Origin of the sequence: Streptomyces sp. NPDC014623 (genome assembly GCF_043088245.1) — a bacterium.
In the GTDB taxonomy this organism is placed as follows: domain Bacteria; phylum Actinomycetota; class Actinomycetes; order Streptomycetales; family Streptomycetaceae; genus Streptomyces.
Genome location: NZ_JBIBZU010000004.1, coordinates 410,543 through 430,274 on the forward strand (window position 1 = coordinate 410,543; position 19,732 = coordinate 430,274).

The following is a 19,732-nucleotide window of genomic DNA, read 5'->3' on the forward strand; positions in this document are numbered from 1 at the left end:
CGCGCGCGGTGGCGGGGTGGGGTTCAGCCGACCCAGCAGCGGGTCACGGTCGCGGCGTCCACCTCGAAGTTGATGCGTCCGCCACGGAACTCCATCGTGATCACGGAGCCCGGCGGGAGAGCCCGGACCGTGCTCCAGCCCCGCGCTCTGGCCTGCTGTTCGGCGGTCTCGGCGTCGAGGCCCACGTAGGACTCGGGGATGTCGTCCGGCTGGGCGGGAGGGGTGGGTACAGATGCCATGCCTCTCACCGTAGGCCGCCCGGCGCCGCGGCGGTAGCGGTGACGGCCACCGGTCCCGGCGCATACCCGTGTGCCCCGGCGGTCACGCTTGTGTCACAGGATCCCCACAGGCGTTTACGCGGACCACTTCACCCGATCGGCCGAACCGGCAGCGTGCGGCCGGAATTCCCACCCTCCGCGGAAATCTCTTCCGGAGGCTGCAGGGAGGGAATTACCGACTACCGGCGGCCGGGCGCGGACTCGTTTTCCAGCATTCCCGGAAAAGAGAATGCACGGGCACGCCACCTGGAATTCACCCACCCTTACGCGGGCCTTACTCCGCCCGCTCCCCGGCCCCGGCCGGAGAGCCCACGGGCCGCCGCACCATCCGGAATGCAACGGTCCGGGACGTGGCGGCCGGCGAGGGGCCCGGACCCCCGGCTCAGCCCCGGCCTCGGCGGATCACCTCCGCGGCCTTGTAACGCAGCGCGTACGCCCCGTCCAGCACGCTGCCCCTGGAACTCTGGACCGCGCTGCGCAGCAGCCTCCGCGATCCCCCTCCTCCGCCTCGCGCGGCCAGCTCGGCGAAGAGCCCCTCGTGCCGCTCCGCGATCGGTGCCGGATCGAACCGCGCGGCGGAGATTCTTGCGGCGCGGCCCATCCGGCGCCGCATGGCGTCGTCGTCGATCAGCCCGAGCAGGGCCTTCGCGAACGCGCCGGTGTCCCCCGGCGGCACCAGCCGTCCGTCCGCGCCGTCGTCGATGATCTCGGCGGGTCCGTGGGGGCAGTCGGTCGCCACGACCGGCACACCGCAGCGCATCGCCTCCACGATGGTCATGCCGAACGACTCCCGCTCGGACGTGACGGCGGCGATGGAGCTCTTGGGCCACTCCGCCTCCATCGGGTCGACCGAACCCATGAGGAGGACCCGCTCCCGGAGGCCGAGCTCGTCGACGAGCCCGCGCAGGGTCTGCTGCTCGTTGCCGGACGCGTCACCGGCGCCGTAGATCCGCAGCCGCCACTCCGGGCGCACCGCCGCGACCTCGGCGAAGGCCCGGATCAGTACGTCGTAGCGCTTGACCCGGTGCAGCCGCCCGGCCGCCACGATCCACTTCGCGTCGCAGTCGGCGGGCGGGCCGGCGGGCTCGGGCACGCTGTTCGGGATGGCCTCGATCCGCACGCCGGGCAGCCGCAGTCTGGTGCGGTAGTCCCGGGCGTCGGCCTCGGTCACGGTCGTGACGGCGTCGAGCAGTCCGTACCGGTGGCTTATCTCCCGGCGCAGCCGGTAGCCGTGGCTCTCGAGGGTGAGGTGTTCCTGGCCCACACGAACCGGACCACGACGCGCCTGCCGGCTGATGTGCACGTTGAGGCCGGGGCGCGTACCGACGACGACATCGGCCTCCAGGGAGCCCAGATGGGCCGCGATACGGCTGTCCGTGAGCCTGCTGTACTGCCCGTGCCTGGTGTCGCCGCGCGGGAACACCGATGCGGGCCGGGCGTGTTCGGCGGCCTCGCCCTCGTATCCGGGGCTCGACTTGCGCAGATCGACGAGGTGGCTCATCCGGACCCCGCCGGGTGCGCCCAGCTTCGGGTCGTCGCGGTGCCGGAAGACGGAGACGATCTCGACGTCGTGCTGCTCCGCCAAGGTCGTGGCGAGCGTGAAAGTGGTACGGATCGTTCCCCCGATGCCGTACGCGTTGTGCAGTAGAAATGAAATGTGCATTACGTAGTCGTTTCCCCTGTTCGACTGGTCTGCGACGGACCTTACGTGCCGTCAGGAGCAGTCACAGCATTCGCACATGATTCGCACAGATCCGTGACGTTTCGAACGGAGGCCTGCGAATCAGGGGCCTTCGCGCGGAATGTTCGGTTCCGAATCAGCTGTGCGCTCTTCCGGTTCATCGGCCCGCCGGCAGGGACGCTTAATCTCCCGATTCGCGCGTGACCCCCGCCCCGGGTCTTCCGTTGTCTCTTCATGAGCCGGGAACCACCCGGCCCACGCACCGAGTTCGAGGAGCCACCCGTGCCGCGCATGCTCGACGTCAGCGAGGACGTACGCGCCGAGATCGGCGATGCCGAAGCCGACCGGTTGCTCGTCGGCGACAGTGCCCCAGGCAGTTACGACTGCACCTCATGCCGCACCCCCGGCGACTCCGACCATGAGCGCACCAGCACGGTGCTGTTCGTCGGCGACGAGACCGCCGTGCTCGCCTTCGCCCATGCGACCTGCATCCCCTCGCAGGTCGTCCAGGTCGCGGAGGACCAGCTCCAGGGCGCCGTGCGGTCCATCACCGGCAGCGAGCCACAGAATGCGGAGGGCCTCATGCCCGAACAGGCCGTCCTCGGCATCACCAGCGGCCTCGTCCTGATCGAGGACGACCTCCATCCGGCCCTGGTCGTCGAGCCCACCGGGCCGATCGCCCGGCCCGGCACGAACGGCAGCGGCGGTGACCAGTTCCTCCAGCTCCTGCTGGAGCAGGGTTTCCTGCCCACGCCCCATCTGAACCGGCTGCCGGGCGTCCTCCCCGGCTGGTCGGTCCTCCTCGCCAGGGGCGAGCTGCACGCCGTGCTGCAGCCCGGCGCCGGCGGCGGCAGCCCGGTCGCCTGGTGGCAGGCCCACCAGCCGCTCCAGGTCACCGAGGGCTGGCGGACGGCCGCCAACAAGTCACAGAACGTCCTGGTCTTCGCCGCGCCCGCCGGTTCCATCGGCCAGCAGCCGCGCGAGGACCTGCTCCGTGACGCACTGGACAAGGCCGCGGTCAACGGCCTCCTGGTCGCCGCGGCGATGCCGCTCGCCGGGACCTGACCGTGTCCGTGCCGCCCTCCCCCGCCCGCCGAAGAGCGTTTTCTCCGCCCCGCCCGCATCCGACGGGCGGTGAGGTCGTTGGCACCTACGTGCACTCATACGACCCTCCCCGCCGGCAGCAGGCCCCGATCCCGGCCATGCGCCCGTCACAGGACCCCTCGGGCGGCAGGTCCCCCACCCCGATCTACGACGCGCTGTACAGCGAGTACAGGCGATCGTTCAGGGCTCTTCCCGGGGATCGTACCGGTGAGGAGAATCTCGGCTTCAGAGCGTTCGGCATCGGGATGTCCGGCAGCCGTGCTCCCCTGGGCGGCCGTACGGCGGCGAATGCCCAGGGGAGCCACAGCACCGCCGGCGGGAACCCCGGATCCTGGCAGCGGGTCGGACGGCACGCCGGGCGCGCCCGGCCCGCGGCACTGCCGCCCGGGTCCACGGAGGCGTGATGAGTACGGCGAAGTCCCGGCCCCCACAGTCGTGGGGGCCGGGACTTCGCCGTACTCATCGGTTCACTTCTTGCGACCGCGCTTCTCGCGCACCCGCACCGAGATGTGCAGCGGCGTGCCCTCGAAGCCGAACTCCTCGCGCAGCCGGCGCTCGACGAAGCGGCGGTAGCCGTGCTCCAGGAAGCCGGACGCGAAGAGCACGAACCGCGGCGGCTTCGTGCCCGCCTGGGTGCCGAAGAGGATGCGGGGCTGCTTGCCGCCGCGCACCGGGTGCGGGTGGGAAGCGACGATCTCACCGAGGAAGGCGTTCAGCCGGCCGGTGGGAACCCGGGTCTCCCAGCCCTCGATCGCGGTCTCGATCGCGGGGACCAGCTTCTCCATGTGCCGGCCGGTGACGGCCGAGACGTTGACGCGCGGGGCCCAGGCCACCTGGGCGAGCTCCGTCTCGATCTCGCGTTCGAGGTAGTAGCGGCGTTCCTCGTCGAGCGTGTCCCACTTGTTGAAGGCCAACACGATGGCACGGCCCGCTTCCACGGCCATGGTGACGATGCGCTGGTCCTGCACGCTGATCGACTCGCTGGCGTCGATCAGGATGACGGCGACCTCGGCCTTCTCGACGGCGGCCGCCGTACGCAGCGACGCGTAGTAGTCGGCGCCTTCCTGGAGGTGGACCTTGCGCCGGATGCCCGCCGTGTCGATGAACTTCCAGGTGGTTCCGCCGAGCTGGATCAGCTCGTCGACCGGGTCACGGGTGGTGCCCGCCAGGGCGTTGACGACGACGCGGTCCTCCCCGGCGACCTTGTTCAGGAGGGAGGACTTCCCGACGTTGGGGCGGCCGATGAGCGCGATGCGGCGCGGACCGCCGAGCGCACTGCCGAACGTCTGGGCCGGGGCCTCGGGCAGGGCCTCCAGGACGGCGTCCAGCATGTCACCGGTGCCGCGGCCGTGCAGGGAGGAGACCGGGTGCGGCTCGCCGAGGCCGAGTGACCAGAGCGCGGTGGCGTCGGCCTCGCCGCTCTGCCCGTCGACCTTGTTGGCGCACAGGACCACGGGCTTGCCGGCCCGGCGCAGCAGCTTGACGACGGCCTCGTCGGTGTCGGTGGCGCCGACGGTGGCGTCGACCACGAAGACGACCGCGTCGGCCGTCTCGATGGCGTACTCGGCCTGGGCGGCGACGGACGCGTCGAGGCCCAGGACGTCCTGCTCCCAGCCGCCGGTGTCGACGACCTTGAAGCGGCGCCCGGCCCACTCGGCCTCGTAGCTGACGCGGTCGCGGGTGACGCCGGGCTTGTCCTGGACGACGGCCTCACGGCGGCCGATGATCCGGTTCACCAGGGTCGACTTGCCCACGTTCGGGCGGCCGACGACGGCGAGCACGGGAAGCGGGCCGTGGCCGGCCTCACCGATCGCGCCCTCGACCTCCTCGGGGTCGAACCCCTCCTGCGCGGCGAGCTCCATGAACTCCGCGTACTCGGCATCGCCAAGTGCTCCGTGCTCGTGGTCCGAGCCGCCGGAGTGAATCTGGTCGTTCATGAAGTCCGTTCCTCTTTGCATCATCATCGATGGGCCACGATCGCGCGGCCCACTACTCAAGTCTTCACCGGGCGCCCGGTGAGGCGCCTGGAGTTCTCCAGGTGAGCGGTCAGCTCGCCCTGGATGCGCAGCGTCGCCTCGTCCAGCACCCTCCTGGTCCGCCGCCCGCTGCCGTCACCGGCCTGGAAGGCGTCGCCGAAGACGACGTCGACCCGGCTGCGCAGCGGAGGCAGCCCTGATATCAACCGTCCACGGCGCTCCGAACTTCCCAGTACCGCGACGGGAACGATCGGCGCTCCGCCGCGCACCGCGAAGTACGCGAGCCCCGCACGCAGGGAGGCGAAGTCACCCTCGCCCCTGGTGCCCTCGGGGAAGATCCCGAGCACCCCGCCCTCGTCCAGCACGCCGAGTGCCTGCGTGATGGCGTTGCGGTCGACGGTCGTGCGGTCCACCTTCAGCTGCCCGATTCCGCGCAGGAACGGGTCGAGGGGGCCGACGAACGCCTCCTTCTTGATCAGGAAGTGGACGGGCCGGGGCGCGGTGCCCATCAGCATCGGTCCGTCGAGATTGTGCGCGTGGTTCACCGCGAGTATGACGGGTCCCGCGGTGGGAACCCGCCACGCGCCGAGCACACGGGGCCTGAACAGCCCGTACATGAGCCCGATGCCGATCCCGCGCCCGACGGCCGCTCCGCGCAGCGTCGGCGCGGCGGTGGCTTCGGTCACTTCGCGGCCTGCTTCTCCCCGACGAGGGTGACGACGCACTCGATGACCTGCGCGAGGGTCAGTTCGGTGGTGTCCACCTCGACGGCGTCACCGGCCTTGGCCAGCGGTGAGGTCTTGCGGCCGGAGTCGGCGGCGTCCCGCTTGATCAGCGCCTCCCTGGTGGCGACGAGATCGGAGCCCTTGAGCTCACCGCTGCGGCGGGCGGCGCGTGCCTCCGGGGACGCGGTCAGGAAGATCTTGATGTCGGCGTCGGGCAGCACGGTGGTGCCGATGTCACGGCCCTCGACGACGATTCCCCGCTCCGCCTGCCTGGCGATCGAGCGCTGCAGCTCGGTGATGAGGGCGCGCACCTCGGGCACGGCACTGACCGCGCTGACCTTGGAGGTGACCTCCTGGGTGCGGATCGGGCCCGAGGCGTCCTCGCCGTCGACGGTGATCGTCGGGGCGGACGGGTCCGTGCCGGAGACGATGACCGGCTTGCCCGCGGCCATGGCGATCTCGGCCGGGTTCTGCACGTCGATGCCGTTGTTCAGCATCCACCACGTGATCGCCCGGTACTGCGCGCCGGTGTCCAGGTAGCTGAGGCCGAGCTGGGCGGCGACAGCCTTGGAGGTGCTCGACTTGCCTGTGCCGGAGGGGCCGTCGATGGCGACGGTCACTGCGGCCGGGGCGGTCCGGGCGGCGGCGCTTACGGTTTCCACGGTGGTGGACACCTTCCTGGTACACGGGGCGGGCGGAGCGTGGCCACGGGACGGCCTCCCCCAAGGTTACCGAGTGCGCGAAGCGGCCTCGTACCACGTCTCCGGAGCCGTCCGGGACCCGCTACGGACGGATCGACCAGCCACGCTCGGCGAGAGCCGCGCCCAGTGCGGGTGCGGCGCTCGGCTCGACCATCAGCTGGACCAGGCCGGCCTGCTGGCCGGTGGCGTGCTCGATGCGGACGTCCTCGATGTTGACGCCGGCCCGCCCCGCGTCGGCGAAGATCGCTGCGAGCTCGCCCGGCCGGTCGCTGATGAGCACGGCGACGACCTCGTACGAGGCCGGGGCGGCCCCGTGCTTGCCGGGGACCCTGACACGGCCCGCGTTGCCACGGCGCAGGACGTCCTCGATGCCTTCGGTGCCGGTGCGGCGCTTGTCCTCGTCGCCGGACTGCAGGCCGCGCAGCGCCCGGACCGTCTCGTCCAGGTCGGCGGCGACACCCGCCAGCACGTCGGCGACCGGGCCGGGGTTGGCGGAGAGGATGTCCACCCACATCCGGGGGTCGGAGGCCGCGATGCGGGTGACGTCCCTGATCCCCTGACCGCACAGGCGTACGGCGGTCTCGTCGGCTTCCTCCAGCCGGGCGGCGACCATCGAGGAGATCAGCTGCGGGGTGTGGGAGACCAGGGCGACGGCACGGTCGTGGGCGTCGGCGTCCATGACGACCGGGACGGCCCGGCAGAGCGCGACCAGTTCCAGGGCGAGGTTGAGGACCTCGGTATCGGTCCCCCTGGTCGGTGTGAGGACCCAGGGCCGGCCCTCGAAGAGGTCGGCGGTGGCCGCCAGCGGCCCGGAACGCTCCTTGCCGGCCATGGGATGCGTGCCGATGTACGGCGTGAGGTCGACGCCGAGCGCCTCCAGCTCGCGGCGCGGGCCGCCCTTGACGCTGGCGACGTCGAGGTAGGCGCGTGCGACCCCGTCGCGCATGGCCGTGGCGAGCACGGAGGCGGTGTGGGCGGGCGGTACGGCGATGACGGCCAGGTCGACGAGCCCCTCGGGCGCCTCCTCCGTGCCGGCGCCCAGGGCGGCCGCGGTCTGCGCCGAGGCCTGGTCGCGGTCGACGAGGTGCACCTGGATGCCGCGCCCCGCGAGGGCGAGGGCGGCGGAGGTGCCGACCAGGCCCGTTCCGATGACGAGGGCTGTTCTCACTGGGCGATGTCCTTGCGGAGGGCGCCGGTGGCGCCGAGGTAGACGTGGCTGATCTCGGCCTTGGAGAGATACGTCTCCACGTGCGCGAGGATGCGGACCACGCGGGGCATGGCACCGGTGATGTCGAGTTCCTGGGCGCAGATCAGCGGTACGTCGACGATACCGAGGCCGCGGGCGGCGGCGGCCGGGAAATCGCTGTGCAGGTCGGGGGTCGCGGTGAACCAGACGCTGATCAGGTCGTCGGCGACGATCTGGTTGCGCTCCAGGACCGCGGTGAGGAGCTCCCCCACCCGCTCCTCCATGTGACCGGCTTCGTCCCGCTCCAGTTGGACGGCCCCACGGACTGCTCGTACCGCCACGTCTTACCCCTCGTCGCCTCGTGCTGTGTGCCCTTTCAGCCTAGAGGTGCGGTGGCGGAGCCGGTCACGGTGCTCTGTCCGTGAGACGGGGCGCCGGCCGCACGTGTCAGGGCGAGCCGGTCCGGCGTCGAGGGCGGCAGCGTCCGTCGCGTGCGGGGAGCGTACTCTCGCGCGCATGATCACCTCCGAGGGCGAGCGGCTCGTGCGGGAGCACACCGTCTACTCCTGCGTGATGGGCTCCCGGGCCTTCGGGCTGGCCACCGACGGCAGCGACACGGACCGGCGCGGGGTCTTCCTGGCTCCCACCCCGATGTTCTGGGGTTTCACGAAACCGCCGTCCCATGTCGAGGGGCCGGCCGACGAGCAGTTCTCCTGGGAGCTGGAGCGCTTCTGCGAGCTTGCCCTGCGGGCGAATCCCAACGTGCTGGAGTGCCTGCACTCCCCCCTCGTGGAGCGGGTCGACGCCACGGGCCGGGAGCTCCTCGGCCTGCGCGGGGCGTTCCTGTCCCGGCACGCCCACAAGACGTTCGTACGCTACGCGCTGGGCCAGCGGCGGAAGCTGGAGGCCGATGTCCGCGTGCACGGCGCTCCGCGCTGGAAACACGCCATGCACTTGCTGCGGCTGCTGGCGTCCGGCCGCGACCTGCTGCGGACCGGTGAGCTGCGGATCGGGGTCGGGGACGCGCGCGAGGACCTGCTGGCGGTGAAGCGGGGCGAGGTCCCGTGGGCCGAGGTGGAACGCCGGATGACGCGTCTGGCCGAGGAGAACGACGAGGCGGCCGCCCGCTCCCCGCTGCCGCCGGAACCCGACCGGGAACGCGTGGAGGCCTTCCTGGTCCGGGCCCGGCGGGCGTCGGCGGAGCGCTAGCTCAGGCGGAGTCCACCGGGCGGCGGGCGATCCAGAGCCGGCGTGTCGAGCGGACGACCAGGTCGTCCCGGTGGCGCACGTCCGCCGGGCCTCCGTCGACCAGGGTGCCGAGGGCGGCGAGGTCCGCGGGGTCGGCCCGGCCGTCGAGGGCACCACGGATGCGGTCGAGCACGACGTGGGCGTACCGGCCGACGCCGGCGGGCAGCGGGGCACGCAGCTCCAGCCGCTCCGTTCGCTCGTCCTCGACGACGAGGCCGGCTGCGGCCAGCATGACTCCCCAGTCGGCGCCCAGGTGCGGCATCCGCTCGGCGTGGAGGCCTTCCAGCGCCTCGCGGCACCGTGCCTCCAGGCCGGGGCGGCCGGGCACGGCGTCGTCCGGGAGGAAACGCGGCATCCCGTCCAGCTCGGCGACGGCCACCAGTCCGCCGGGGCGCAGCGCGGCACGGACCCCGTCGAGGGCGGCGGCCGGGTCGTCCACGTGGTGCAGGGAGGCCGAGGCCCAGACGAGGTCGGCGTCCGTGAGGCCGGCGAGTCCGGCACCCGCGTCCGTCTCCAGGGTGCGCACCCGGTCGCCCAGGCCCTTCGCCCGGGCCGCCCCGCCGAGCCGGGCGAGCATGGCGGGAGAGCTGTCGACGGCGGTCACACGGGCGTGGGGGAAGCGTTCCAGCAGGGCGAACGTCCCGGTCCCGGTGCCCGACCCCAGGTCGACCACGTGCGTGACGCCGTCCCCGGCGAGCTCGGCGACCCGGCGGGTCACCGCGGTCAGGTACGGGGCGAAGATCTCGGCGTCGAGGTCGAGCACGACGGCGAGAGCGTCGTCCTGGCCGGTGTCCGCCTGGCCATGGCCGTGCTCGTGGCCGGGGCCGTGGTGGTGCGTGTGGGAAGCGGAGGATGTCATGCGGCCGAGCCTACGAAGATTTGCGCACAGCGCATACTCTCTTGCCCATGACGCAAGAAGGAAGTGGTCTGGACGGCCTCGTACGCAAACGGATCCGGGCTCTGCGGGCCGCGCACAGCTGGTCGCTCGACGACCTCGCCGCCCGCTGCCACCTCAGCCCCTCCACCCTCAGCCGGATCGAGACCGGCCACCGCAGGATCGCGCTCGACCAGCTCACCGTGATCGCCCGGGCGCTGGGCACCTCACTCGACCAGCTCGTCGAGACGGACGCCGACGACGTGGTCACGAACCCCACCCTCGATCTGGCGCGGGGCCTGACCCAGTGGGCACTGCGCGGCCAGCCCGGCGTCACCGTGGCCCGGATACGGCTGACCGGTCCCCCGGCCGAAGGCCCCTCGGCACTCAAGGCACACCCCGGCCGGGAGTGGTTCACGGTGCTGTCCGGCACGGCCTTGCTGCTGCTGGGGGAACGGCGGCTGCGGGTGGAGCAGGGGCAGGCGGCGGAGTTCACCACGATGCTCCCGCACGCGCTGGGCGCCGTCGGCGGCCCGGCCGAGGTCCTCGGCATCTTCGACCGGGACGGCCGCCGCTCCCATCTGCGCGGACGCGGGTGAGGGGGCGGCCGCCGGGCCGTCAGGACGGGACGGTCCACCCCAGCCTCGCGCGGACGACGAGATCGTGCAGGGCGTCGAAGCCCGAGGGCGCCTCGGCGAGCCGTGACACGGCCTGCGCCTCGTCGAGCACCGCGCGCAGGGCCTCGACGTCCTGTGCGACGGCCGGTCCGTCGGCCAGGTGTGCCGCCCCGTGCTCGGCATCCGCCTTCGCCTCGATCAGCGCGGGCAGGTAGGCCGGCGCGGACACCTCGCCCAGCAGGGCCGGCAGATGCGCCACGAGGGTGCCGGTGCGCATCAGATGGATGCCGGTGAGCAGGGCGCGGAACGTGTAGAGGAGCGGTTTCAGCTCGCCGGTCCTCTTGTACAGCCGCCACTGCGTACCGGCGAAGCCCCGGTAGTGGTGGGCGTGGTTGCGGGTCACCACCGCCGGTACCAGCTCCACGAGTTCCGCGTGGAGCGCCGTGGTGTGCACCACCAGCGGGGACAGCAGCTGTTCGAGCACATAGCCGTTGGGTTTCAGCATGAGCCTGACGAACTTACGCAGATCATGGGTGACGAGGTCCATCTCGGCCCCGGCGTGGTCCCACATCCGTGACCGTGTCTCCTGCGGCGTCCGGAGCCCGACGAGATCCTCCGCGGGCAGGACGTGGACCCCCCGCAGGTCCACGTCCGAGTCCCGCGAGGGAAAGCCGTACAGATGGGCGCCCGAGACCGTGGCGAACAGGAGCGGGCAGGGTTCCTGCCCGAGTACCGGGGCCAGGTCGGTGACCGGCAGCCCGGCCTGTCGCAGGAGCGTCGTGTCGCTGTGCATCGGTCAAGCGTCCCAGAGCGCGGCCAGCGACAGCAGGTCACTGCGGTACTCGATGCGTTCCGACCACTCCTTGGGCCAGGCTCCCGCCCCCAGGTGCGCTCCGGCGAGCGCACCCGTGAGGCAGGCGATGGAGTCGGAGTCGCCCCGGGTGCAGGCGGCCCGGCGCAGGGCGGTCAACGGGTCGCCGGGGAAGAGCAGGAAGCAGTGCAAGGCAGTGGAGAGTGCCTCCTCGGCGATCCAGCCGTCGCCGGTCCGCTCGCACGGGTCGGTCTCCGGCGACGGCCGGCGCAGGGCGTCCTGGACGTGTCCCAGCACGGTCAGGCACTCGTCCCAGCCCCGGCTGATGAACGCCTCGGGCGAGGCGTCATGGGTGTACCGCCACAGGTCACCGAGCCACCGGTTCAGGTAGCGGCCCCGGTTCTCGTACGCGTAGGAGCGCAGCTGGCCCACCAGGCCGAGCGGTTCGGCCCCCTGGGCGAGGAGGTACACCGCACGGGCCGTCAGGTCGGAGGCCGCGAGGGCGGTGGGGTGGCCGTGGGTGAGGGCGGCCTGGAGCTGGGCCGCCCCGGCGCGCTGTTCGTCGCTGAGGCCGGGCACGAGGCCGACGGGCGCGACGCGCATGTTGGCGCCGCAGCCCTTGGAGCCGGTCCGGCTGGCCTCCTGCCAGGGCCGGTCGCCCTCCAGCAGTTCACACGCCTCGATGCAGGTACGGCCGGGAGCACGGTTGTTCTCGGGTGAGCGGTTCCACCGGACGAACTCCTCACGGACCGGGCCCGCCATCCGCTCCGGCGTGAGCAGCCCCTGGTCCATGGCGGTGCGGATGCCGCGGCCGAGCGCAAGCGTCATCTGGGTGTCGTCGGTGACCAACGCGGGCTTCGGCAAGCTCATCTCACGCCAGGGCCCGCACTTCGCGAGGATCGAGGGGACGTCGTTGAACTCGGTGGGAAAGCCCAGCGCGTCACCGAGCGCGAGCCCGGTCAGCGTGCCGGAGGCCGCCTGTCTGGTGAGAATCCTTGTCGGGATCATGATGTCCGTCCTTCCGGGCGTCCTTCCGGGCGCAGTAGTGGAGGGTGCAGGGCGGTGGCGGCACCCGCCCGGTAGAGGGTGGCCGGTTTTCCCCGTCCGCCGGTGCGGCGCGGCGGTCCGTCCACGGCCTGGACGAAGCCGGGCGTGGTGAGGACCTTGCGCCGGAAGTTGGGCCGGTCCAGCTCGACGCCCCAGACGGTCTCGTAGACCTGCTGGAGCTCGCCGAGGGTGAACTCCGGGGGGCAGAACGCGGTGGCCAGGCAGGAGTACTCGAGCCTGGCGCCGATCCGGTCGTGCGCGTCGGCCAGGATGCGGTCGTGGTCGAAGGCGAGCGGCCCGGTGGCGCCCGCGTCCCACCACCGGGCCCGGGCGGCGTCCCCGCCGCCCCGCGGTTCGGGGAGATCGGGCACGAGCGCGGCGTACGCGACCGAGACGACCCGCATCCGGGGGTCGCGGTCCGGGTCGGTGTAGGTGCGCAGCTGTTCGAGGTGGAAGGAGCACACGGACTTCTTCGTGAGGCCGGTCTCCTCGGCGAGCTCGCGACGGGCCGCCTCCTCGGCGGACTCCCGGGGCAGGACGAAGCCGCCGGGCAGCGCCCAGCTCCCTTCGTAGGGGGCCTGGCCGCGTTCCACGAGCAGTACGTGGAGCCGTGCCTCGCGGACCGTGAAGACGGCGAGGTCGACGGTGACGGCGAAGGGGAAGAAGGCGTGGGGGTCGTACCCCTCGGGGGCGGTGCTCACCGTCGCTCCGGCAGGGGTGCCGTGAAGTGCCAGCCGGCGGCGAGGAGCTCGTCCACGGCGGCGACCGCCGTGCCGAGACGTTCACTGCGGGTCCCGGTGACCTCGATGAACTCCCTTCCCGTACGGGTGAGTTCGGCACGGAAGCGGTCCGTCATCCAGGGCCGCAGCTCCTCACCGTCGCGCAGTCCGTCGTCCTCGAAGGCGACGCCCTCGTGGTCGGTGAGCAGCCAGAGGTGGTGGACGGCGCGGTCGGCGGTCTCCTCGACGAGCGGGTTGCGTCCGCCGATGTAGCGCTCGTGCCAGACGGTGGTGGCGAAGGAGTCGGTGTCGCAGAAGAGGACCGGGGACCCCGCCCGCGCGGCGGCCTCCTCCCTGGCGTTCTGGGTCCCGGCGATGAGGGGGAAGTCGTCGGTGGTGAAGGTGACGTCCTCCCACTGGGCGCCGGGCCACCGGCTGCGCAGGGCGGCGAGCTTCGCCTCGCTGAACTCCCGCCCGTACTCGGCCACGTACCGTGTCCGCGCCCACACCCCGCCGCGCCGGCGGTAGTGGTCGGCCAGGGCGAGGGCCAGGGTCGTGGTACCGGTGGACTCGGCTCCCAGGACGACGATCCGCCGGGCGAGCGCGGCCCGGACGGGCGGCTCCAGGAAGTCCCAGCAGCGGGCCGGGTCGGCGCGGACCTCGGTGCCGGAGACGGGATGGAGGGTGCGACCGGGGTCCACGAGGACGGATTCCGCGCCGAAGCGGCGGGCCAGTTCCTCTCCGTACGACTCCGAGGTGAAGACGGCGTCGACCCGTTCGGGCACGGCGGCGGTGAAGACCGCCATATGCGCGTCCCAGACCGCCGCGTCGTTCAGGTCCATGGGGATGTCGTCGACGGTGCCGACCACTTCGACGTCGGGGTGGACCTCCCGCATCCAGGCGACCCGGTCGGCGAGCGGGACGGATTCGACGGAGGCGGCGCAGACCAGGACGGTGAGCTTCTCGCAGCGGTCCCGTGCGGTGCGGACGAGGTGGTGGTGGCCGGCGTGCGGCGGATAGAACTTGCCGAGTACCAGCCCGTGCCCGTGACGCTTCACGCCGTCACCACCGCGTCCTCGCGGCGGCCCGGGGCCTGATCCCGGCTCCAGCTGCGCAGCCCGGCGATGCAGAGCGCGAGGAATCCGGCGTACAGCAGGGAGGTCAGGTAGAGCTCCTTGTGCGCGTACAGGGGGATGTACACCACGTCGGCGGCGATCCACAGCCACCAGGACTCGACGCGCTTGCGGCACTGTCCGTACGTCGCCATGAGCGACAGCGATGTGGTCAGGGCGTCCCAGAACGGCACGGTCGAGTCCGTGGCCCGGGACAGGAGCAGGGTGAGCCCGAGGGTCCCCGCCGCCCCCGCCGCGAGCAGCCAGGTCCATTCGGTGCGGGTGGTGCTCCGCACCGGAAGGACGGATGTCCCTGGTCCACCCCCGTGGGTCCAGGTCCACCAGCCGTACGCGGCGAGGGAGATGAAGACGATCTGCAGGCCGGCGTCGGCGTACAGACCGGACTGGGCGAACAGCACGATGAAGAACAGGTTGTTGGCGATGCCGATCGGCCAGTTGGCGAGGTGCTGGCGGGCCACCAGCCAGACGCACAGCGCACCGCTGCCGAAGCCCAGCACCTCGGTCCAGCTGACCGGGGTGCCCAGCACCGTCACCAGGGGCTGCTGCAAGGGGTCGAGTACGTCCGCGAGCGTCACGCCGCCTCCTTCTTTATAGTCACCCTGACTATAAAGAAGGAACCGTGGATGCGAAAGGCCCGCGGCCGGTTCCTGTTCGAAGAAGTGAACGAGAACCGGCCGCGGGCCGTTCGGAGCCGGACGGTTGGCTACAGGCCGACCTCGCGCATCAGCATGCCCACCTCGGTGTTGGTCAGGCGGCGCAGCCAGCCCGACTTCTGGTCACCCAGCGGGATCGGCCCGAAGGACGTCCGCACGAGGCGCTCGACCGGGTAGCCGGCCTCGGCCAGCATCCGGCGGACGATGTGCTTGCGGCCCTCGTGGAGGGTGACCTCGACCAGGTAGTTCTTGCCGGTGTTCTCGACGACCCGGAAGTGGTCGGCACGGGCGTAGCCGTCCTCCAGCTGGATGCCGTCCTTGAGCCGCTTGCCGAGGTCGCGCGGCAGCGGCCCCTGGACGGCGGCCAGGTAGGTCTTCTTCACGCCGTACCTGGGGTGCGTCAGGCGGTGGGCCAGCTCGCCGTGGTTGGTGAGGAGGATGATGCCCTCGGTCTCGGTGTCGAGCCGTCCGACGTGGAACAGCCGCGTCTCACGGTTGTTGACGTAGTCACCGAGGTTCTGGCGGCCGTCCGGGTCGCCCATGGTGGACACGACGCCGGCGGGCTTGTTCAGCGCGAAGAAGAGGTACGACTGGGTGGCGACGGTCAGGCCGTCGACCTTGATCTCGTCCTTCTGCGGGTCGACGCGCTTGCCCTGTTCGAGAACGATCTCGCCGTTGACCTCGACGCGGGCCTGCTCGATCAGTTCCTCGCACGCCCGGCGCGAGCCCATGCCGGCCCGGGCGAGGATCTTCTGCAGACGCTCGCCCTCCTGCTCGGCGCCGGGGTGCGTCTTCGGCGTCCTGATCTCGGGCTTCTCCGCGTACCGGTCGCGGTTGCGCTGCTCGATCTTGGCGTCGAGCTCACGGGGACGGGCGGGCGCACCCTGGCGCCGGCCGCCCTTGCTCACGTTCTGTGCGGGCTTCGGGCCGCCCTTGGCGCCGCCGCGCGCGGCCGCGCCGCGGCCCTTGCGGGGGCCGCCGTCACCGCCCGGCTTGTCGGAGCCCACGTCGTAGCGGCGCTCCTCAGGACGGGGCCGGCGGGGGCGCTGCTCCTGCTTGTCGTCGCGTCCGGAGTCGGAGACCCGGGGGTTCGGGTTGCTGTTCCTGCCGGTGCCGCTGGTGTTCCTTCCGGCACCGCTCCTGCCGCCGCCGCTCCGGGAGCCGCCGCCGCTCCTGCTGCCGCTGCCGTTGTTGCTGCCACTGCTTCGCATCAAAATTCCGTCTTGTCGTCTGCGTGAGTTTCCGGGGTGTCCGGTGCGTCCGGATCGAACGACGGCGCACCCTCTGGCGTCTCAGCCTCGATCGCGTCCGCCTCCGGGAGGAAGGGCGCGAGCTCCGGGAGCTCGTCCAGGCCTCGCAGGCCCATGCGCTCCAGAAAGTAGTTCGTCGTCCTGTACAGGATCGCACCTGTTTCGGGTTCCGCGCCCGCCTCCTCGACGAGACCCCTCTGGAGCAGGGTCCGCATGACGCCGTCGCAGTTCACTCCGCGCACCGCCGAGACCCTCGACCGGCTGACCGGCTGACGGTACGCGACCACCGCGAGTGTCTCCAGAGCGGCCTGGGTGAGCCGGGCCTGCCGGCCGTCCAGGACGAAGCCCTCGACCGCCTCCGCGTACTCGGAGCGGGTGTAGAAGCGCCAGCCCCCGGCGACGAGCCTCAGGTCGAATCCACGGCGCTGGACGGTGTACTCGCCGGCCAGCTCCCGCAGGGCGTCCGCGACGGCCCCGCGGGGCCGCTGGAGAACCCTGGCGAGGTGTTCCTCGGTGGCGGGCTCGTCGACGACCATGAGGACCGCCTCCAGAGCCGGCTTGAGGTCGAGTCCGGCGACCCGGGCCTCGCGCCCGCCGTCGTCTGTGCTCATGCCCGTACGTCCTCCTGTGCCTCGCGCACCTCTTGGTCGAACTCGTCCGTGACCACCGGTTCGGTCCCCTCGCCCCCGGCCCATCGCACCACGAGGTCTCCGAGCGCCTCCTCCTGGTCGAGCGTGACCGCCTTCTCCCGGTAGAGCTCCAGGAGCGCCAGGAAGCGGGCGACGACCGTGAGGATGTCCTCCGCGTCCTCGGTGAGCGCCCGGAAGCTGATCTCGCCCTCCGCCCGCAGCCGCGCGACCACGACCTCCGCCTGTTCGCGCACACTGACCAGCGGGGCGTGGATGTGGTCGACGTACACCTGCGGCGCGGGACCGGGCTGCATCGCCTTCACCGCGAGCCGGGCGAACCCCTGGGGGCCGATGCTTATCACGACCTCGGGCAGCAGCTCGGCGTGCCGGGGTTCGAGCCCCACGGTGCGGGGGTGGCGGCGGGACTCGGACTCCAGCCGGTCGCTGAAGATCTCCGCGATCCGCTTGTACGCGCGGTACTGCAGCAGGCGCGCGAAGAGCAGGTCCCGCGCCTCGAGCAGGGCGAGGTCGGCCTCGTCCTCCACCTCGGCGGCCGGGAGGAGCCGGGCCGCCTTGAGATCGAGGAGGGTCGCGGCGACGACGAGGAATTCGGTGGTCTGGTCGAGGTCCCAGTCCCGTCCCATGGCCCGGATGTGGGCCATGAACTCGTCGGTGACCTTCGACAGCGCGACCTCGGTCACATCGAGCTTGTGCCTGGAGATCAGCTGGAGGAGCAGGTCGAAGGGGCCCTCGAAATTGACCAGGCGCACGGTGAACCGCCGGTCGTCCGCGGCCCCTGCGGCTGTCCCGCCGTCCGTACCGGGCACGGACCGGGGCCCGGTCCGGACCGGCTCCGCCGTCTCCGCGGGCAGGACAGCCCCTCCCGGAGGGCTCTCGACGGGCCCGGGAGCGCCCAGCGGGAGCTCAGGGGCCCCCGTGACCACCGGGGGGCCGGACGGAGCCGCAGGAGGCGCAGGAGCCGCAGGAGGCCGTATCCCCGGCCCGCGGCCGAGAGCTCGGCGGGCGGGGCGGGGCGTGTCGTCGGCAGTCGGCATGCGCTGGGGTCCAGGGGTGCGGCGGAGGCGGGCGGAGGGCCCGGGGCGGGGCCGCCCGTACGACGGCCCTCCCCCGGAAGGCTACCGGCGCGGCACCGGTCAGCGGCCCCGCAGTCTCCGTACGAGGATGCTCGCGTCGCCGCGTGACTCCAGGTCGGCCAGCACCACGGCGACCGCCTCACGGACGATGCGCCCGCGGTCGACGGCCAGCCCGTGCTCACCGCGCAGCACGAGGCGCGCGTGCTCGAGGTCCATCAGTTCCTCGGCCGACACATAGACGGTGATCTTCTCGTCATGGCGTTCCCGGCCGCTGGGCCGGCGGTTCGCCCCCCGCCCGCGTCCGCGCTGCGGCTGGACGGTGGCCGCCGCCTCCTGGGCGGGCGCCGTACGGCTCCGGGGTGTGGCGGCCGCGCTCCGGTCGTCCCCTTCGGCACGGCCGCGCGAGCCGCCCCCGTCGGTGTTCGCCGCGGCGTGCTCCTCGCGGGGCGTTCCGGCGGACGTGTCCGCGCTGCCCGGTGCGCCGCCCTGGCCCGTGTCCGCCGCCGGACCGCTTCCTCCGGCGGGAGCGGGGACCCGCGCCTCGCCGTTCGCCTTGCGCCGCCGCTCGGCGGGTGACGAGGCCTGGAGGCCCATGCCCCCGGTGGTACGGAACAACTCGTCGGCCCCCGGCAGACTCACTCGGCGTGACACCGGGCGAGCACCTCCCTGGCGAGCTGGCGATAGGCGGCTGCGCCCACCGAGTTGGACGCGTACGTGGTGATGGGTTCACCGGCGACCGTGGTCTCCGGGAAACGCACCGTGCGGCCGATGACGGTGTGGTAGACGTGGTCGTCGAAGGCCTCGACGACGCGCGCGAGCACCTCGCGGCTGTGCACTGTGCGGGAGTCGTACATGGTGGCGAGGATGCCGTCCAGCTCCAGCTCGGGGTTGAGCCTCTCCTGGACCTTCTCGATGGTCTCGGTGAGCAGTGCCACACCGCGCAGCGCGAAGAATTCGCACTCGAGCGGGACTATCACCTTGTGAGCCGCCGTCAGGGCGTTCACGGTGAGCAGACCGAGCGAGGGCTGACAGTCGATCACGATGTAGTCGTATTCGGCCATCAGCGGCTTGAGGGCCCGCTGCAGTGTCGACTCCCGGGCCACCTCGCTCACCAGCTGCACCTCGGCGGCCGAGAGGTCGATGTTGCTGGGGAGCAGGTCCATGTTGGGCACGGCCGTCTTCAGCAGGACCTCGTCGGCCGCCATGCCCCGCTCCATGAGCAGGTTGTAGACGGTGAGGTCGAGCTCCATCGGGTTCACCCCGAGGCCGACGGACAGGGCTCCCTGCGGGTCGAAGTCGACGAGCAGGACGCGCCGGCCGTACTCCGCGAGCGCGGCACCCAGGTTGATGGTCGACGTGGTCTTGCCGACGCCGCCCTTCTGGTTGCACATCGCGATGATCTTCGCGGGGCCGTGGTCGCTCAGCGGACCGGGAATCGGGAAGTACGGCAGCGGCCGCCCGGTCGGGCCGATGCGCTCACGGCGCTGTCGGGCGGCGTCGGGCGCGAGTGTGGCCGCGTACTCCGGATCGGGCTCGTATTCGGCATCGGGGTCGTAGAAGTGCCCCTCGGGCACCTCGGCGAAGTCGGCGAAGTGGGAGGTCTCTCGGCCACTTTCGTTGCCGGCCATGGCGTTCACGTGTAGGCCGTCCATCATCTGGGGGGCTGTCGTCATGTGCTGGTGGGTGGCGAAGGTGCGGACAGCGACGGAGCCGACAGCTTCGAGCCCGATCGGGCTCAGACCCCGTGCGGGCATCCCTGGTTGACCACCCCCGGGAGTAATTGTCGACTCATTCACAAGTCGTCTTACCTCCTTGGATGTGACCAGGAAACTTATCGATAGGTCAGCGTGGCACCATGCCGACGATTGGCGACTCTATGGCGTGTCACCGGTTCGCAGCAACACAATCCGCCGGACCCGGCCCGATGTGTCGGCAATCGAACACCCCTCTGTCAAGAGCACGGAGCGCCCGGGCCGCACCTTTCGCGGGGGTGCAAAAAGGGTAGA

22 protein-coding genes are annotated in these 19,732 nt (G+C 71.8%); 4 read left to right on the plus strand and 18 right to left on the minus strand.

Annotation, left to right across the window (positions count from 1 at the left end; translation table 11 throughout):
* Window positions 1–23: 23 nt before the first annotated feature.
* A complete protein-coding gene (locus tag ACF1FZ_RS10410; RefSeq protein WP_325750530.1) occupies window positions 24–239 on the minus strand; it encodes an I78 family peptidase inhibitor in 216 nt (71 codons plus the stop codon).
* A gap of 421 nt (window positions 240–660) precedes the next feature.
* Window positions 661–1,941, minus strand: a complete 1,281-nt coding sequence (locus ACF1FZ_RS10415; protein ID WP_391772931.1) for a glycosyltransferase — start codon at window positions 1,939–1,941, stop codon at window positions 661–663.
* A 300-nt stretch (window positions 1,942–2,241) separates the two neighbouring features.
* Here ACF1FZ_RS10415 and ACF1FZ_RS10420 point away from each other — a divergent pair, with 300 nt between their 5' ends.
* Window positions 2,242–3,024, plus strand: a complete 783-nt coding sequence (locus tag ACF1FZ_RS10420) for a hypothetical protein (protein ID WP_391772932.1) — start codon at window positions 2,242–2,244, stop codon at window positions 3,022–3,024.
* A gap of 137 nt (window positions 3,025–3,161) precedes the next feature.
* The gene (locus ACF1FZ_RS10425) at window positions 3,162–3,467 is read left to right on the plus strand and encodes a hypothetical protein (protein WP_391772933.1); all 306 of its coding nucleotides are present in this window, start codon (window positions 3,162–3,164) and stop codon (window positions 3,465–3,467) included.
* Between the two features lie 63 nt (window positions 3,468–3,530).
* On the opposite strand, the gene der is transcribed toward ACF1FZ_RS10425, so the two are convergent.
* The 5 genes from der to aroH form a co-directional block, all read right to left on the minus strand.
* Complete coding sequence (gene der, locus ACF1FZ_RS10430) at window positions 3,531–5,000, minus strand: ribosome biogenesis GTPase Der (RefSeq protein WP_391772934.1); 1,470 nt, start codon at window positions 4,998–5,000, stop codon at window positions 3,531–3,533.
* A 56-nt stretch (window positions 5,001–5,056) separates the two neighbouring features.
* Window positions 5,057–5,725, minus strand: a complete 669-nt coding sequence (locus tag ACF1FZ_RS10435) for a lysophospholipid acyltransferase family protein (RefSeq protein WP_391772935.1) — start codon at window positions 5,723–5,725, stop codon at window positions 5,057–5,059.
* A complete protein-coding gene (gene cmk / locus ACF1FZ_RS10440; RefSeq protein WP_391772936.1) occupies window positions 5,722–6,438 on the minus strand; it encodes a (d)CMP kinase in 717 nt (238 codons plus the stop codon). The genes ACF1FZ_RS10435 and cmk overlap by 4 nt, the downstream gene beginning before the upstream one ends.
* Before the next feature lie 109 nt (window positions 6,439–6,547).
* Window positions 6,548–7,633, minus strand: coding sequence for a prephenate dehydrogenase (locus tag ACF1FZ_RS10445; protein WP_391772937.1), 1,086 nt, complete (start codon window positions 7,631–7,633; stop codon window positions 6,548–6,550).
* Window positions 7,630–7,992, minus strand: a complete 363-nt coding sequence (gene aroH / locus ACF1FZ_RS10450) for a chorismate mutase (RefSeq protein ID WP_391772938.1) — start codon at window positions 7,990–7,992, stop codon at window positions 7,630–7,632. Before aroH ends, ACF1FZ_RS10445 begins: the two co-directional genes overlap by 4 nt.
* Window positions 7,993–8,167: 175 nt before the next feature.
* On the opposite strand from aroH, the gene ACF1FZ_RS10455 reads away from it, so the two are divergent.
* Window positions 8,168–8,860: a DNA polymerase beta superfamily protein gene (locus tag ACF1FZ_RS10455; protein ID WP_391772939.1), complete on the plus strand. Its 693-nt coding sequence runs from the start codon at window positions 8,168–8,170 to the stop codon at window positions 8,858–8,860.
* A 1-nt stretch (window position 8,861) separates the two neighbouring features.
* Here ACF1FZ_RS10455 and ACF1FZ_RS10460 read toward each other — a convergent pair whose 3' ends face one another.
* The gene (locus ACF1FZ_RS10460; protein WP_391772940.1) at window positions 8,862–9,758 is read right to left on the minus strand and encodes a class I SAM-dependent methyltransferase; all 897 of its coding nucleotides are present in this window, start codon (window positions 9,756–9,758) and stop codon (window positions 8,862–8,864) included.
* A 47-nt stretch (window positions 9,759–9,805) separates the two neighbouring features.
* Here ACF1FZ_RS10460 and ACF1FZ_RS10465 point away from each other — a divergent pair, with 47 nt between their 5' ends.
* The gene (locus tag ACF1FZ_RS10465) at window positions 9,806–10,372 is read left to right on the plus strand and encodes a helix-turn-helix domain-containing protein (protein ID WP_391772941.1); all 567 of its coding nucleotides are present in this window, start codon (window positions 9,806–9,808) and stop codon (window positions 10,370–10,372) included.
* Between the two features lie 19 nt (window positions 10,373–10,391).
* Here ACF1FZ_RS10465 and ACF1FZ_RS10470 read toward each other — a convergent pair whose 3' ends face one another.
* The 10 genes from ACF1FZ_RS10470 to ACF1FZ_RS10515 form a co-directional block, all read right to left on the minus strand.
* Window positions 10,392–11,183, minus strand: coding sequence for a DNA polymerase beta superfamily protein (locus ACF1FZ_RS10470; protein ID WP_391772942.1), 792 nt, complete (start codon window positions 11,181–11,183; stop codon window positions 10,392–10,394).
* Between the two features lie 3 nt (window positions 11,184–11,186).
* Window positions 11,187–12,209: an ADP-ribosylglycohydrolase family protein gene (locus tag ACF1FZ_RS10475; protein WP_391772943.1), complete on the minus strand. Its 1,023-nt coding sequence runs from the start codon at window positions 12,207–12,209 to the stop codon at window positions 11,187–11,189.
* Window positions 12,206–12,949 (minus strand): NUDIX domain-containing protein, encoded by a 744-nt coding sequence (locus ACF1FZ_RS10480; RefSeq protein ID WP_391772944.1) that lies wholly within the window; start codon window positions 12,947–12,949, stop codon window positions 12,206–12,208. The genes ACF1FZ_RS10475 and ACF1FZ_RS10480 overlap by 4 nt, the downstream gene beginning before the upstream one ends.
* Window positions 12,946–14,025, minus strand: coding sequence for an AAA family ATPase (locus ACF1FZ_RS10485; RefSeq protein ID WP_391772945.1), 1,080 nt, complete (start codon window positions 14,023–14,025; stop codon window positions 12,946–12,948). The genes ACF1FZ_RS10480 and ACF1FZ_RS10485 overlap by 4 nt, the downstream gene beginning before the upstream one ends.
* On the minus strand, window positions 14,022–14,675 hold the full coding sequence (pnuC, locus tag ACF1FZ_RS10490; RefSeq protein WP_391772946.1) for a nicotinamide riboside transporter PnuC: 654 nt from the start codon (window positions 14,673–14,675) through the stop codon (window positions 14,022–14,024). Before pnuC ends, ACF1FZ_RS10485 begins: the two co-directional genes overlap by 4 nt.
* Window positions 14,676–14,803: 128 nt before the next feature.
* Entirely contained in the window at window positions 14,804–15,964 is a 1,161-nt protein-coding gene (locus ACF1FZ_RS10495) for a pseudouridine synthase (protein WP_391772947.1), read from the minus strand.
* Window positions 15,964–16,614, minus strand: coding sequence for an SMC-Scp complex subunit ScpB (gene scpB, locus ACF1FZ_RS10500; protein ID WP_391772948.1), 651 nt, complete (start codon window positions 16,612–16,614; stop codon window positions 15,964–15,966). The genes ACF1FZ_RS10495 and scpB overlap by 1 nt, the downstream gene beginning before the upstream one ends.
* The gene (locus ACF1FZ_RS10505; RefSeq protein WP_391772949.1) at window positions 16,611–17,687 is read right to left on the minus strand and encodes a segregation and condensation protein A; all 1,077 of its coding nucleotides are present in this window, start codon (window positions 17,685–17,687) and stop codon (window positions 16,611–16,613) included. The genes scpB and ACF1FZ_RS10505 overlap by 4 nt, the downstream gene beginning before the upstream one ends.
* Window positions 17,688–17,786: 99 nt before the next feature.
* The gene (locus tag ACF1FZ_RS10510; protein WP_391772950.1) at window positions 17,787–18,377 is read right to left on the minus strand and encodes a hypothetical protein; all 591 of its coding nucleotides are present in this window, start codon (window positions 18,375–18,377) and stop codon (window positions 17,787–17,789) included.
* Window positions 18,362–19,480: a ParA family protein gene (locus ACF1FZ_RS10515; RefSeq protein WP_391772951.1), complete on the minus strand. Its 1,119-nt coding sequence runs from the start codon at window positions 19,478–19,480 to the stop codon at window positions 18,362–18,364. The genes ACF1FZ_RS10510 and ACF1FZ_RS10515 overlap by 16 nt, the downstream gene beginning before the upstream one ends.
* Window positions 19,481–19,732 lie beyond the last annotated feature (252 nt).